Source organism: Amycolatopsis sp. lyj-346, assembly GCF_046548975.1.
Lineage (GTDB): Bacteria > Actinomycetota > Actinomycetes > Mycobacteriales > Pseudonocardiaceae > Amycolatopsis.
Genome location: NZ_JAJPWT010000028.1, coordinates 1 through 14,216, shown reverse-complemented (window position 1 = coordinate 14,216; position 14,216 = coordinate 1). Strand labels below are relative to the sequence as shown.

Below are 14,216 nucleotides of genomic sequence, written 5' to 3'. Positions count from 1 at the left end.
GCGGACGTGCCGCGCGGTGACCGGGGCGAAGGTCGGTTCGTCGGTCCGGGCGCCGGTGGGTGCGGTGCCCGCTTTCACCGTCACGGTCCCTTCGGCGGCGGTGTAGGTGCGGTCGCCGTCGAGGCCGGGCACGCCGGGCATCGCGAGGTTGTGGACGTTCAGCACGCCTTCGCCCGCAGCGACGCCGCTGCTGGCGTAGACGGCGGCGCCGGTGGGCAGGGTGGCGAGCGCGGCATACCCGCTGTCGAAGCGCAGGACGCCGACCGTGCCGTCGAAGCCGTCGCGGACCTTCGTCCAGGTGGTGGCGTGCCGCTCCCGCACCGCGAAGTTCGTGGCGGGGAGCAGCATCGGGTTGGCGCCGCCGAGCACGAAGAGCCAGTCGTCGTGGTGCGGCTGCCAGGCGAACTTGACGAAGCCGGGCTTGCTGACCGTGCCCGCCCAGGCGGCGGGGGAGCGGTGGGCGAGCAGGCCCGGGCCGGGACCGAAGTCGGCGACCCCGGCGGCGTGGGCGTCGAACTCGCGCTGGTCCACCGGGACGACCGGGCCGCCGTGCGCGGCGCGCCACTCGTGCAGCAGGTAGCTGATGGCGAGTTCGGCGCGGGCCTCCGGCTCGTACTTCGGCTCGCCGGAGAACTTCGTGATCCGATCGGCGGGCGCGTAGGCCTGGTAGGGCTCGAGGCGGGCGGCGAGGTCGGCCTCGGCGCGGGCGGCGTGGCGGTCGCCGAGCACCTGGGCGCGGAAGGCCAGCGGGATGACGTCGCGGCCGTAGAGGTGTTCGCGGTCGGCGACCATCGGCATCAGCGGCTCGCCGGCGTCGCTGGTCATCAGCAGCATGGTGCGCCAGAGCCGTTCGCCGTTCGGCTGCGCGGTGAGCACCTCCGGCAGCGGCGTGCCGGCGGCGAGGAAGTGCATCGCGTTGCGGCCGGAGGTGCGCCAGAGCTCCTCCTGGTAGTGCGGGCCGAACGAACCGTGGTTCTCGACGAGGAAGGTGTCGTAGAGGTTCGTGGCGGTGTTCGCGCTGATCGGACGGCCGTCGACGAGCCGCGGGTTGGCCAGGTCGGCGGCGGGCAGGCCGGCTTCGTTGCGGCTCCAGGCGCCGAAGGCGGCGCGCCACTCGCCCGCCCGCGGGTCGGTGGGTGCCCACGCGAGCGCGGGGGCCAGCGACTGGGCGTAGACGCCCATCTCTTCGAGCTTGGTGTCGCCGACGTGGCCGCCACGCAGGCCGTTGGGCGTCCAGCTGCCGGAGTCCGGGTCGTCGCCGGTGCCGAGCGCGGTGGTGTAGGCGGCCTGCCCGGCGGTGATGCCCTCGACGTGCTGCCGGGTCGCGTCGTCCAGATCCGTCCACAAGAGACGGGCGGCGAGCACGAAGTACGACTGGAAGGTGGTGTCGAAGAACAGCTTCCGGCCCCACTCGGAACCGCCGGCCAGCCGGTTCGACGCGGCGAAGCGCCGGATCGTGGCCAGGGTGTGTGCGCGGAGGGTCTCCCGGCCGACGCCGGCGATCGTGGCGTCGTAGCCGTCGCGGGTGAGCAGCACGGCGTTGCCGAGCACGACGGCGAAGGTGAAGTCCCGGGCCGGGTAGGTGCCGGCGACCGGGTCGAACTGCTGCTCGGCCCAGCGCGTGTGCCGCAGCAGCACACGCAGGTAGGTCGCGGCGACCGGGTCGGGCGCCGGAGCCCCGCTTGCTGCCGCACCGCTCGCTCCTGCCCCGCTCGCCGCTCCGGCGAGGCCCGGGAGCAGGCCCGAGGCCAGCGCCGCCGCCGTTCCGCCCGCCCCCAGGAGGCGGAGCGCTCGCCGCCGGTCCAGCTCGCCCATGCCCGCGGTCTCCCTTTGTTGACAACCTTGTCGGCGCGGATTCTGGGGCGCCTTCACCGGGGCGGGCAAGCCCGGCGCCGGATCCCGTCCGGTTTCGGACAAGGCACCCAATGCGTATAACGCCCTATACGGGGCCGGTCGTGCGGTTCCGGCCGGTCTTCGAGCTCCGCCACGGTCCGGAGCAAGAGCCGCGACCGCGGCCGTGGTGAGATGACAACGTGATCATCGACCCGTGGGTGCTGGTCCTGCTCGTGCTGGCCGGCGTCGGGGCCGGCCTGACCGGGGCGACCGCCGGGCTCGCGTCGCTGGTGTCCTACCCCGCGCTGCTCGCCGCCGGGCTGCCGCCGGTGACCGCCAACGTCACCAACACCGTCGCCATGCTCGGCACCACCGTGGGCGCCGCGGCCGGGGCGCGCCCGGAGCTGGCCGGGCAGCGGCGGCGGCTCGTCCCGCTCTGCGCCATCACCACCGTCGGCGGGGCGTGCGGCGGCCTCGTGCTGCTGCTGACGCCGTCCGCCGCGTTCACCGTCATCGTGCCGTGGCTGATCGGCGGGGCGTCGCTGGTGCTGCTGGCCGGACCGCGGCTGCGCCGGCTGGCCGAAGGCGCCGAGCACCACGGCCTCAGCCCGGCGACCGCCGTGCTCGCCTTCCTGATCGGCGTCTACGGCGGCTACTTCGGTGCCGCCGCGGGCGTGCTCATGCTCGCGCTGCTGGTCACCGTCTGGAGCCAGCCGCTGGCGCGGACCAACGCGGCGAAGAACCTGGTCACCGGCTCGGCGAACCTGCTTGCCGCAATCGTCTTCTCGGTCACCGGCAAGGTGGTCTGGCCGGCCGCCCTCGCTGTCTGCCTCGGTTCGCTCGGCGGCTCGTGGCTGGGCTCCGTGCTCGTGCGCCGGCTGCCGGCGACGCCGTTGCGGATCGGGATCGGAATCGGCGGACTGGCCCTGGCGGTCGTCCTCGGCCTGCGGGCATGATCGGCGGGGTATCGGCGAGCAGGAGACCAGATGAGCATTGTCGGGACCAGGGTGGTCCGGCGGGAAGACCGGAATCTGATCACCGCGGGCGGCACCTACGTGGACGACCTGCGGGCGGAAGCGCTTACCGGTGCCGCGCACGCGGTTTTCGTGCGCAGTCCGATCGCGCACGCGCGGATCGGCGGCATCGACGTGAGCGCGGCGAAGGAGGCGCCGGGCGTGCTCGGCGTGTTCACCGCCGCGGACCTCGGGTTCGCCCCGCGCCCGGCGGGGCCGGTGCCGGAACCGTGGCTGGCCGGCGAGGTGGTGCGCTACGTCGGCGAACCGGTCGCCCTCGTCGTCACCGAAGAGCGCTACCAGCTGGCCGACGCGGCCGAGCTGGTCGACATCGACTACGAGCCGCTGGAAGCCGTCGCGACGATCGACGCGGCCCTGGCGGGCGAGACGCTGCTGTTCCCCGAGCACGGCAGCAACATCGTGCAGGTCAAGGGCGCACCGGAGTTCGACGACACGATCTTCGAAGACTGCGAAGTCGTCGTCAGCCAGACCATCCTCAACCAGCGCGTCGCGCCGGCGCCGCTCGAAGTGCGCGGCGCGGCCTGCGTGTGGGGCGACGGCAGGCTGACGGCCTGGCTGTCCACGCAGAACGCCCAGATGGCCCGGAGCCAGCTGGCCGCGAGCCTCGGCGTCGGCGAAGAGTCGGTGCGGGTGATCGCGCCGGACGTCGGCGGCGGGTTCGGCGCGAAGATCGGCGCGGACCCCGAGGCGACCGTGCTCGGCTGGGCGGCCAAGCAGCTCGGCCGGGGCGTGCGCTGGGTCGAGTCGCGCAGCGAGAACCTCACGGCGATGACGCACGGCCGCGCCCAGCGGAACACCGTGACCATCGGCGGCAACCGCGACGGCACGGTGCTCGCGTACCGCCTCGACGTCGTCCAGGACACCGGCGCGTACCCGCGGATGCTGCTGCTGCCGACGCTGACCGAGCTGATGGCCGTCGGCGTCTACCGGTTCCCCAAGGTCGAGACCCGCAGCCGCGCGGTCGTCACCACCACCACGCCGGTCGGGGCCTACCGCGGGGCCGGCCGTCCGGAGGCGACGGCCGCCGTCGAACGGGCGATGGACCGCTTCGCCGCCGAGATCGGGCTGGACCCGGCCGACGTCCGCCGGGTCAACTTCATCCGGCCGGAGGAGTTCCCGTACCAGTCGCCGACCGGGGCGTCCTACGACACGGGCGAGTACGCCGCGGCGCTGGACAAGGCGCTGGACGCCGCCGGGTACGCGGAACTGCGGGCCGAGCAGCGGCGCCGGCGGGAGGCGGGCGACCCCGTCGAGCTCGGCCTGGGCATCGCGGCCTACGTCGAGATCACCGGCGGTGACGGCGGCGGCGAGAGCGGCCGCGTCGACCTCCACCCGGACGGCTCGGTCGTCGCGTGGACCGGCAGTTCACCGCACGGGCAGGGGCTCGGCACGTCGCTGGCGATGCTGCTGGCCGACCAGCTCGGCGTTCCGCTGGAGAAGATCACCGTCCGGTACGGCGACACCGACGAGGTGCCGAAGGCGGTCGGCACGTTCGGCTCCCGGTCGCTGCAGCTGGGCGGCTCGGCGATCCGGCAGGCGGCCGAAGAGGTGATCGCCCAGGCTCGTGAGCTGGCGGCCGACCTGCTGGAAGCGGCGCCGGACGACCTCGAACTGGACGCCGCGCGCGGCGTCTGGCAGGTCCGCGGCGCGCCGTCGAGCACCGTGCTCAGCTGGGCGCAGGTCGCCGAAACCGCCAGCGAGGGCAAGCTCTCGGCCGACGTCTGGTTCGGCGGCGGCGCGCCGACGTTCCCGTTCGGCGCGCACCTCGCCGTCGTCGAGGTCGACACCGAGACCGGCAAGGTCGACCTGCGCCGGATCATCGCCGTCGACGACGCCGGCCCGATCGTCAACCCGCTCACCTTCCGCGGCCAGCGCCACGGCGGGCTCGGGCAGGGCGCGGCGCAGGCGCTCATGGAGGTCGTCACCTACGACGACGACGGCAACCCGACGACCGCGACGCTGGCGGACTACTCGTTCGTCACCGCCGCCGAGCTGCCGGACTTCGAGCTCGTCGACATGGCGACCCCGACCGACCGGAACCTGCTGGGCGTGAAGGGGATCGGCGAAGCGGCGACGATCGGTTCGACGCCGGCGGTGCACAACGCCGTGGTCGACGCGCTTTCGGCCCGCGGCGTGTACCACCTGGACATGCCCACGACCCCGATCCGGGTCTGGGCCGCACTCGAAGAAGCCGGGAAGGGAAACGCGCAGTGAAGGTCTCGATCGAGGTCAACGGGCGGTCACTGACGGAGGAGGTGCCGGACCGGACGCTCCTGGTGCACTTCCTGCGCGACACCGCCGGCCTGACCGCCACGAACGTCGGCTGCGACACGACGTCCTGCGGTGCCTGCACGGTGCTGCTCGACGGCGAGTCGGTCAAGTCCTGCACCGTGCTGGCCGCGCAGGCCGACGGCCACGCCGTCACCACCGTCGAGGGCCTGTCCTCTTCGGACGGTCCGCTGCACCCGGTGCAGCAGGCGTTCCAGGAGCAGCACGGCCTGCAGTGCGGGTTCTGCACGCCGGGGATGATCATGGCGTCGGTGTCGCTGCTGGCCGACAACCCGAAGCCGGCCCGCGACGAGGTCCGCGCCGGGCTCGAGGGGAACCTCTGCCGCTGCACGGGCTACCACAACATCGTCAGCGCCGTGATCGACGCGTCGGGGCAGGAGGTGGACCGGTGATCCCCGCGTCGTTCCAGTACCTCCGTGCGTCCACTGTGGACGAAGCACTGGCGTTGCTCGCCTCGCACGGCGACGACGCCAAGGTGCTCGCGGGCGGGCATTCCCTGCTGCCGCTGATGAAGCTGCGGCTGGCCGCGCCGGAGTACCTGGTGGACATCGCCCCGCTCGACGAGCTGCGGTACGTCCGCCTGGAGGGTGACGAGGTCGTCATCGGCGCGTTGTCCCGGTACAGCTCGCTGGTGCGTGACCCGGTGCTGCTGGCGCACGCACCGCTGCTGGCGCACGTGTCCGGCGAGGTGGGTGACCGCCAGGTCCGCCACCGCGGCACGATCGGCGGATCCCTGGTGCACGCGGACGCGGCGGCCGACCTGCCGGCGGCGATCCTCGCCTCGGACGCGGTCCTGGTGGCCCGCGGCCCGTCGGGGGAGCGCCGCATCCCGGCGGCGGAGTTCTTCCTCGGCCCGTTCACGACGCCGCTCGAGCCCGCGGAGCTGCTGACGGAGATCCGCCTCCCGGCCCAGACGGGCCAGGGCTGGGGCTTCGAGAAGTTCACCCGCCGCGCGATCGACTGGGCGATGGTCGGGGTGACGGTCGTGGGCGGCCGCGTCGGCCTGGTGAACATGGGCGGCGTGCCGCTGCGAGCCGTCGCCACGGAGGAGGCACTGGCGGCGGGGGCATCGATCGAGGACGCGGCGGCACTGGCGGCGGAGGGCACGAACCCGCCGGACGAGCCCCATGCAACGTCGGAGTACCGCCGTCACCTGGCCCGCGTCCTGACGCGGCGGGCGTTGACGCAGGCTTCGCGGTAGGCCTCGGGGGCGGCACTGTCCCACCGGTGCCGCCCCTCTTGATCGCGATGGCCGATTCCCGCCAGCGGCGAGTCCGGTGTGGACGGCAGGATCGGTGGCGTGAAGACAGCCGAACACATTCCCATCGAGCCGGGCATCCTGTATTTCGGTACACCGGTGGTGTTGGTTTCCAGTACCAACGAAGACGGTTCGGCCAACCTGGCCCCGATGTCATCGGCGTTCTGGCTCGGCTGGCGCGCGCTGCTCGGGCTCGGAGCTCGTTCGAAGACCGCGCAGAACCTGTTGCGCACCCGCGAAGGCGTCCTGAACCTGCCTTCGGAGTCAATGGCCCCGGAGGTCGACCGGCTCGCACTGACGACCGGCTCGGACCCGGTACCGGCCGGCAAGCAGGAGCGCGGCTACTTCCACGTGGCGGACAAGTTCACCCGCGCCGGCTTGACCCCGGTGACGTCGTCAACGGTCCGCCCACCTCGGGTCGGCGAGTGCCCGGTGGCGATGGAGGTCGTGGTCGAGGAGGTCCACCCGGTGGGCGACGGCGGGGGAGTGGTCGCGTTCGAGGTCCGGGTTCAGCGCGTGTTCGTCCACGAGTCAATCCGCCTGGCCGGCACGGAGGACCGTATTGATCCGGACGCCTGGCGCCCGTTGATCATGAGTTTCCAGAAGTTCTACGGACTGGGGCCGCAGGTGCACCCTTCTACACTGGCCCGGATTCCTGAGCGGCTTTATCGTGGGCCGGATATCGAGCGGGCTCGGCGGGTGGCGTCGTCGTCGGACCGGCCGCAGGAACGACCTCTACGTCATCGCCGCACTCCGTGACGTCATTACCGGAAATCCTTGGCTGTCAATAACTAGCGGCGTGACCTTTTCAGGTGCACCCGTTCGGGGTGCGGCGCGGATCTGCCGCCGCACTGACCGCGCCGGGTCATTCGGCTGGTGACTGCATGTGGCCTGCACCCGCATCTGACCGCCTACTTGCCCCCTTAGCGTGGCGGGAGCTCGGGATCCTCGCCCGGTTCCGTGGTGTCGCCGTCCACGATGGACTGATGTCGTACCAGGACTTCGGGCGCAACCATGCGCGCTGCAACGCCCGCCATCTGCGTGAACTGGTCCCGTTCACCAACAACCAAGCCGAACGCGACCTACGCGTGATCAAAGCCCAGCTGAAATCTCCGGCGGCCCGCGCACTGCCCGCAAGAACGGCCTCCACCTCATCGCTGCAGTCCGCGACGCCATCACGGGAAACCCTTGGCTGCCAACAACTATCGACATTCCCTTCACAGGTGCACCCGTTCGTGTGATGAACGAGTGTTCGATAGCCGGTAGTTTGGAGGTATGACCAGCAACGCAGCACTCTCCTCCTCTTCTGATGCGGTGGCTTTGGCCGACCGCATCGGTGAGCTGGTGGCGTGTATGCGGTCTGCGGAGGCGGAGCTGGGTGCTGTGCTGGTGGAGGTTGAGCAGCGTGGGGTGATGGAGCTGTTCGGCTACCGCTCCGCGGCCCGGTTGCTGGAGCAGCTGGCCGATATCCCGAAGTCCGCTGCTGAACGGATCGTGAAGCGGGCCCGTCTGGTGAATCCGGGCCGCACCCTCGACGGGAGCCCGATTTCCGCCTTGGCTCCGGCGACCGGTGTTGCTGCCCGGGCGGGGCGTTGAGTAACCCCATGATCGACGTCATCACCGATGTCCTCGGCCAGGTTCCGCCCGAACACCACGCCAGCGCCGAGGCCGACCTGCTCACCTTTGCCGCCGAGGCCGGACACAAGCAGGTCGCCGCGCTGGGGGCTCGCATCCTTGCCCACCTGGCCCCTGACGGCGAGGAACCCGCCGTCGCCGACCCGGTGATCCCGCCGCGGGAGCTGTTCCTGCGACGCAAGAGATCCGGCACTTGGGAGCTGAACGCCCGGTTCGATGACGAAACCGGCACCCGCGCCAGCGCCCTGCTCGATGCCTTGGCCGAACGCCGCACCAGCGACGACGGCCCCGACCTCCGTACACTGCCGCAGCGCTACGGCGGCGCCTTCTCCGACGCCATCGACCTCGCCCTCAACTCCCCAGAGCTGCCGATGCAGGCCGGGGAACGAGCCCACGTCATGGTTGCGGTGTCTCTCGAGGACCTGAAGTCGGGTGTGGGTGCGGCAACTCTTGGGGATACCGGGGAGATGTCGGCCGCCGAAGCCCGCGTGCACGCCTGCGACGCCATGATCATCCCCGCCGTGCTGGGTGACAAGAGTGAACCTCTCAACCTCGGGCGGCTCCGCCGGTTGATCTCCGCTGGGCTCCGCCGCGCCCTGTTTTTGCGGGACCGTGGCTGTGCGTTCCCTGGCTGTCATCGGCCACCCCGGCACTGCCAAGGCCACCACATTCGCCACTGGGCTGACGGTGGCCCGACCGATCTCGGCAACCTGGTGCTGATGTGCGCTCACCACCACCGGTTGCTGCACCGCTCGGGCTGGGAAGTCCGGATCGCCGCCGATGGTCTACCCGAGTTCCTTCCACCGGTGTTTATCGACCGACGTCGAAAACCCAGACGCAACAACCTCCACGAACCGCTGCCCTTCGCAGCCTGAACACGGGAAAGGCCCGCAGCCACACGGCTACGGGCCCACGCCCACGTCCAGACAGCGGCCATCCGCTCGCTGGCGCGACGGAGCAGAAGTCAATGGCTCCGATACGAACCGGTCTTGCTCCCACCGGCCGACGACATCGCCCGCCGAGCCTGCTGCCTCGCCGAGCCCGCTGCTCCCGGCAGGCTCGGCTTCGAAGAGCACGCCCTGGTTTGCCTCACCGCCGCGATCGCCGTCCTTGCAACTGGTCCTGCCGTGGCCGCGGTCGCTGCTGCCGGCCTGCGCAGGGCCGCCATCATCGTCTCGCCGTGGTCGCCGCCGCGTTCGGCGACCACGCATCTGGTCCCGCCGTCACGGTGATCGCTGCCGTTGCTGTCGACCTCCGCCGGGCTGCCATCGTCACGATCGACGCCCGCCGCGAGCGCCGACCCCACAACCAGTCCTGCCGTGGCCGCGATCATCGCTGCTGCGGGCCTTCGCCGGGCTGCCACCGTCGCGTTCGTTGCCCCGCCGTGGTCGCCGCCGCGAGCGTGGACCTGTAACCGGTCCTGCCGCGGCGGCAATCGTGGCCGCTGCGAACTGGGCCTGCCGCGGCCGCGATCGCCGCTGCTGCGGGCCTTCGCCGGGCTGCCACCCTCGCGTTCATGGCCTGGCGTGGTCGCCGCTGGGATCGGCGATCCGCAATCGGCGCAATCGGCGCAATCGGCGCAACGGGCGGCTGATCCCGGTGCGGCCCACGAACGACCCGTCGGCAAGGTGGCCTCGCCGCTCCGTCGAGGAGGGCTTTGCCCGCCTGGTCCAGGGGATCGTGGTCTTTCGGGCATCCGGGTGGCGGTGCCGACGCCCGCCCTTGCCGCACTGCTAATGTTCATCAAGGAACTTGCTTGAAGGTTTGACGAAAAGGATCCGGCGAGGGGAAATGGCGGAGCGGTTCGAGTTCGTCCTCGAGGTCTTCGAAGCACTCGTCGTCGGGCGGGCTACCGGGGGCGATGTTCGGCGGTACCCGCTCCGGGCCGGGAACCTGCCCACCGATCCCGTGCGGTTCGTGCGCGTTGCGCGGCAGGTCTACGACGCGCTCGAGGAACGGCGGCTCTCCGTCACCGGTGAGCTGCACCCCGGTGTGCGGACCGCCTTCGAACTCCTCGCCGAACCTCGCGTTTCGGTCGCCGTCAGCGGGATTGACGGGCTGGGGGCCGATGTGGCCGTTCTCGTCGTCAGCGATGGGGCCCAAGCCCTCGGGATCACGCAGGCTCCGGACACCGATGAGCTGCTGTTCTCGCTGTTCGCCGACGAAGACCTCGTCGAGGTCGTCACCGGGGTGCTTCCCCCGGCTCCCGCCGCCACCACCGGGCGGCACGTCGTGCACCGGGCTGCCGGGCGGGCGGTTTCCGCGATGACCGCGAAGCGGATCGCGGACGCCGAGTTCGACGAAGAAGAGACCGATGCCTTCGGGATGATCGAGGTCAAGGCCGTCGTGCGGCCCGGGCGGCGGCCGGCGGCTCCGAAACCCTCCGATGTCGCCGTGCTCGAACGGGTGCTTGCCGAACCTCGGCTGGGGGGTGGGCACATTGCCGTCAGTGCGCAAGGACGGCGGGGGCGGCTCGCCGGTGAGCCGCTGAGCTGGCTCGACACCGCCGACGGCCGGTACCTGGTGCACACCCGGACCGGTGAGGCCGGCGAACTCACCGCGGAATACGTGCCCGCCGGGCGGGCCGACCTCGCGCGCGCCATCCGCGACGCGATCGCGGCCGTCTACTGATCGGGGAGGAACAGTCCTGATGTCCGAAGAGACCGAGGCCGCGGCCCAGGCTCTCCAGGCCACCATGCAGATGCAGACCGCCGCCACCCCCGAGGTGAAGGCGATGGCCGCCGTGCGCGTCGGCCTCGCCGGGGCCCAGCTGAAGCGGCTCGCCCAAAGTGGCGGCTTCGCGGTCGACGACACCACCGGCAACCAGCTGATCGAAGCGCTCGAAGGCGTGCTCGAGTCGCTGGAAGCGCGGTGGGCCACGCTGCAGCGGCTGCAGGACGCGCCCGCGATGAGCCGGACCGCCACCGGGCAGTGGGTCTCGGCGCACATGGTGAGCACCGCCGCCGACGACCACGGGCTGCTCACCCAGCTGCAGGCCGCGCGGCAGGAGTTCCCGACCTACGTCGAGGCCATCAAGCTGGCGAAGAAGAACTACAAATCCCGGGAAGAGAGCACGCGCGAGACGCTGACGTCGCTCCCGGCCGCCGACCAGAGCTGAGGGAGACCGTGGCACCCACCGCCCAATCCGTGTCGGACCCCTCGTCCCCGGACTACAACCCGCGCAGCCCCCTCTACGACGTCACCGCCGACTCGTCGTCGAAGTACTACGTCGGGCCGCTGACTTCGGACAAGTCGCCCTCGGGCGACCAGATCCGGGAGATGGCCACCCGGCAGGTCGACGACGAGATCCGGCGCGGCTGGCTCGGCCCGGTCGTCGACCCCGTGCTGCGCGACCGGCGGATCCAGGACCTCTACGAGCAGCACCTCGCCGACGCCAAGCACGGCCTCGACGAAGGCCTCGCCATGCGCGAGACCGGCGGGGCGCCGCGGACGCTGTGGAACAACGCCAGCCACGAGCAGATGAACGAAGCCATCACGCTCGACGCCAACTCGGCGACCGTCGCGGAGACTTCGGAAGAGTGGGTGCGCGTCGGCAACGACCTGGGCACGCACCAGAAGAGCCTCGCCGGGGCGATCAACGCCAGCGCCGCCAACTGGGAGGGCGACGCCGGTGACGCCGTCCGCGCGCACCTCGCCGGCGTCGGCAAGTGGCTCGGCGCGACCGCACAGGGCGCGACGCTCGCCGGGCGGCAGCAGGAAATCCACTCCCAGGCGCTCAACGAGACCCAGCGGCAGATGGCCGCCAACCCGCCGGTGCAGTTCGACCTGCAGTCGACCAACCAGCGCCTGATGTCGATGACCGACCCGGTGCAGTACGCGGCGGCCGCGGGCGAGGCCGTGCAGACCTACCGGGCGCAGCAGGCCGCGCGGGAGCACGCCGCGCAGATCATGACGCAGTACGACGAGACCATCGGCGGCGCGGTCGCCACCCCGCGGTTCCCGGCCCCGCCGAAGCTGCCGACGGCGACCGCGACCCGGCAGAACGTCGCGCGGGGCGGCGCCGGGGCGGGTGGTGACGTGCAGCCGCTGATGGCGCGGACCGCGAGGGACGGCGTGACCCCGGACACCCCGGTCGACGCCAACGTGGCGGCGCTGGGCGGCGCGGGCGCGGCCGGCGGGATCGGAGCGGGCGGCGCCGGAGCGGGTGGCAGCGGAGCGGGCGTCCCCGGCATCCCCGGGGACGGCTCGGGCGGTTCCGGCTTCTCCGGCAGCGGCATCCCCGGTGGCGGGGGCGCCGGCGCCGGCGCCGGCGCCGGCGGCGCGGGCTTCTCCGGCGCGGGCATCCCGGCGGCGAGCGGCGGTGCCGGCGGCGCGGGCGGCGCAGGCTTCACGCCGCCGAACTTCGACACCCCGGAGCTGCCCGGCGGCAACTTCAGCGGCGCCGGCATCCCCGGCTCGTCACTCCCGGGCTTCGACGACTCGACGACGTCGTCCGGCTTTACGCCGTCCGGCATCCCGAACACCGGGGGCACCGGCGGCAGCGGGTACACCCCGCCGTCGATCCCCCACATCCCGGACATTTCCGGCGGGGGCGGCGGGACCGTCCGCGGCGGCAACCCGATCCCCGGGTTCACCCCGCCCGGCATCGACCCGATCACCGGCCTGCCCACCGGCACCGGCACCGGCAAGATGCCGACCATCGGGCGCGGCGGCGGGATCAACGGCGAAAGCATCGCCAGCCGGCTGGGTGGCCTGAGCGGCGGCGGTGGAGCCGGAGGCGGTTCCCTCGGCGGGATCGGCGGCTCCGGTGCCGGTGGGGCCGGGGCCGGTGGGATCGGTGCCGGTGGGGCGGCCGGTGCCGGCGGCGCGGGCCTGCGCGGTGGGGGCAACCTCAGCGGTGGTGCCGCCTTCGGCGCGGCCGCGGAAGCCGAAGCGGCGGCGGCGCGCAACGCGACGTCGGGCCGCGGTGCGGCCGGCGCGGCGGGCACCCCGGGCATGGGCGGGATGGGTGCCGGCGCCCGCGGTGGCCAGGGCGAAGACGACAAGGAACACAAGGCAGCCGACTACCTCGAAAGCGACGACCCGAACTTCTTCGCGGGCGAGGAGGCCGTCGCGCCTCCGGTGATCGGTGACTGGAAGAACCAGGATTGGAAGTGACGGCATGACGGCCCCCGGCTTCGAGGTCGAACCGGATGACCTGGTCGCGCACGCGAGTCACGTCGAGAGCCTGGTGGACCGGCTCAACACGGCGAGCTCCGCGGCCGAAACGGCGATGTCGGACCACGCCTACGGGCTGCTGTGCGCCTTCCTCCCGCCGATCATCCGGCCGACGAACGAGCAGGCGAAGGACGCGCTGACGGCGTCCGCGGAAGGGGTGCGCGGGCTGGCGGACAACGTCACGTCGGCCGCGAAGTCCTACCGGGAAGGCGAAGAAGGCAACGCGCAGCCGTTCGAGCGTCAGCTCGCGGCCTCGTCGCGCTCGGGGGAAGCGAAGGTGCGGTCATGACCGGGCCCAACGGGCTGGGGGACCTGATGCGGGACCCCGACGAGACGATCCGCCGGATGGACGACTGGGCGGCCGGGTTCGCGGCGAAGGCGCAGCGCTACCAGGCGGCGCAGGAGCAGACCGAGCGGCTGCGGCTGACCGCGACCAGCTCCGACGGCGCGGTCAGCGTGACCGTCGGTGCGGACGGCACCGTCACCGACCTGACGTTCTCGAACAAGGTCAAGTCGTTCCCCCTGGAGGAGCTGTCGCGGCAGATCCTGACGACGATGCGCCGGGCCCAGTCCGGCATCGCCGACCGCGTCGCCGGGGTGATGGCCGAGCAGCTCGGCGACGAAGACCCCGACACCCGCGGCGCACTGCTCGACTCCCTGCGCGGCCGGTTCCCCGACCCGGACGAACCGGATGAGCAGCCACCCGCTCCGCCCGGGCCGGTGCCGCCTGCCCCCTCGGGTGGCGCGGCGGCCCCGCCCGCCCCCGGAACGCCGCAGCCGCAGCGGCGGCCCGCCGCTGCCGAGGATGAGGACAACAATCCGTGGTGAATCCGCTGGTCGCGGAGACTAAGGACTCCACCACGGCGTATTCGGGGATTTCGCTGCTGGAGTCGGCGAATGATCTGAAGTCGGCGATCGAGAGCGGGGATTGGGCGTCGGTGGCGCTCGGTGCTGTCGGGACGGCGTTGGATGCGTTGTCGATGGCGATG

13 protein-coding genes and 1 pseudogene are annotated in these 14,216 nt (G+C 72.2%); all 14 read left to right on the top strand.

All coding sequences use genetic code 11. From position 1 onward, the window contains the following. Positions 1-6 precede the first annotated feature (6 nt). The 14 genes and pseudogenes from ACLJQE_RS43250 to ACLJQE_RS43185 all read left to right on the top strand — a co-directional run bounded on the left by ACLJQE_RS43250 (position 7) and on the right by ACLJQE_RS43185 (position 14,055). On the top strand, positions 7-1,935 hold the full coding sequence (locus ACLJQE_RS43250; protein ID WP_410645674.1) for a hypothetical protein: 1,929 nt from the start codon (positions 7-9) through the stop codon (positions 1,933-1,935). A 98-nt stretch (positions 1,936-2,033) separates the two neighbouring features. Next, positions 2,034-2,789, top strand: coding sequence for a sulfite exporter TauE/SafE family protein (locus ACLJQE_RS43245; protein ID WP_410645673.1), 756 nt, complete (start codon positions 2,034-2,036; stop codon positions 2,787-2,789). Between the two features lie 30 nt (positions 2,790-2,819). Further along, positions 2,820-5,081 carry a xanthine dehydrogenase family protein molybdopterin-binding subunit gene (locus ACLJQE_RS43240; protein WP_410645672.1) on the top strand — a complete coding sequence of 754 codons (2,262 nt, stop codon included), beginning with the start codon at positions 2,820-2,822 and terminating at the stop codon, positions 5,079-5,081. Next, a complete protein-coding gene (locus ACLJQE_RS43235) occupies positions 5,078-5,548 on the top strand; it encodes a (2Fe-2S)-binding protein (RefSeq protein WP_410645671.1) in 471 nt (156 codons plus the stop codon). Before ACLJQE_RS43240 ends, ACLJQE_RS43235 begins: the two co-directional genes overlap by 4 nt. Beyond that, positions 5,545-6,357, top strand: a complete 813-nt coding sequence (locus ACLJQE_RS43230) for an FAD binding domain-containing protein (RefSeq protein WP_410645670.1) — start codon at positions 5,545-5,547, stop codon at positions 6,355-6,357. Before ACLJQE_RS43235 ends, ACLJQE_RS43230 begins: the two co-directional genes overlap by 4 nt. Positions 6,358-6,513: 156 nt before the next feature. After that, the gene (locus ACLJQE_RS43225) at positions 6,514-7,173 is read left to right on the top strand and encodes a flavin reductase family protein (protein WP_410645727.1); all 660 of its coding nucleotides are present in this window, start codon (positions 6,514-6,516) and stop codon (positions 7,171-7,173) included. Positions 7,174-7,400: 227 nt separating this feature from the next. Continuing rightward, positions 7,401-7,655: a hypothetical protein gene (locus tag ACLJQE_RS43220; RefSeq protein WP_410645669.1), complete on the top strand. Its 255-nt coding sequence runs from the start codon at positions 7,401-7,403 to the stop codon at positions 7,653-7,655. Positions 7,656-7,689: 34 nt separating this feature from the next. Beyond that, positions 7,690-8,924: pseudogene (locus ACLJQE_RS43215) on the top strand (DUF222 domain-containing protein). Positions 8,925-9,038: 114 nt separating this feature from the next. After that, complete coding sequence (locus tag ACLJQE_RS43210; RefSeq protein ID WP_410645668.1) at positions 9,039-9,281, top strand: hypothetical protein; 243 nt, start codon at positions 9,039-9,041, stop codon at positions 9,279-9,281. Positions 9,282-9,840: 559 nt separating this feature from the next. Continuing rightward, positions 9,841-10,680 (top strand): ESX secretion-associated protein EspG, encoded by an 840-nt coding sequence (locus ACLJQE_RS43205; protein ID WP_410645667.1) that lies wholly within the window; start codon positions 9,841-9,843, stop codon positions 10,678-10,680. 19 nt (positions 10,681-10,699) lie between these two features. Next, a complete protein-coding gene (locus ACLJQE_RS43200) occupies positions 10,700-11,167 on the top strand; it encodes a hypothetical protein (RefSeq protein WP_410645666.1) in 468 nt (155 codons plus the stop codon). A gap of 8 nt (positions 11,168-11,175) precedes the next feature. After that, on the top strand, positions 11,176-13,167 hold the full coding sequence (locus ACLJQE_RS43195) for a hypothetical protein (protein ID WP_410645665.1): 1,992 nt from the start codon (positions 11,176-11,178) through the stop codon (positions 13,165-13,167). 4 nt (positions 13,168-13,171) lie between these two features. Next, the gene (locus ACLJQE_RS43190) at positions 13,172-13,516 is read left to right on the top strand and encodes a type VII secretion target (protein ID WP_410645664.1); all 345 of its coding nucleotides are present in this window, start codon (positions 13,172-13,174) and stop codon (positions 13,514-13,516) included. Then, positions 13,513-14,055, top strand: a complete 543-nt coding sequence (locus tag ACLJQE_RS43185) for a YbaB/EbfC family nucleoid-associated protein (RefSeq protein ID WP_410645663.1) — start codon at positions 13,513-13,515, stop codon at positions 14,053-14,055. Before ACLJQE_RS43190 ends, ACLJQE_RS43185 begins: the two co-directional genes overlap by 4 nt. Positions 14,056-14,216: the final 161 nt, after the last annotated feature.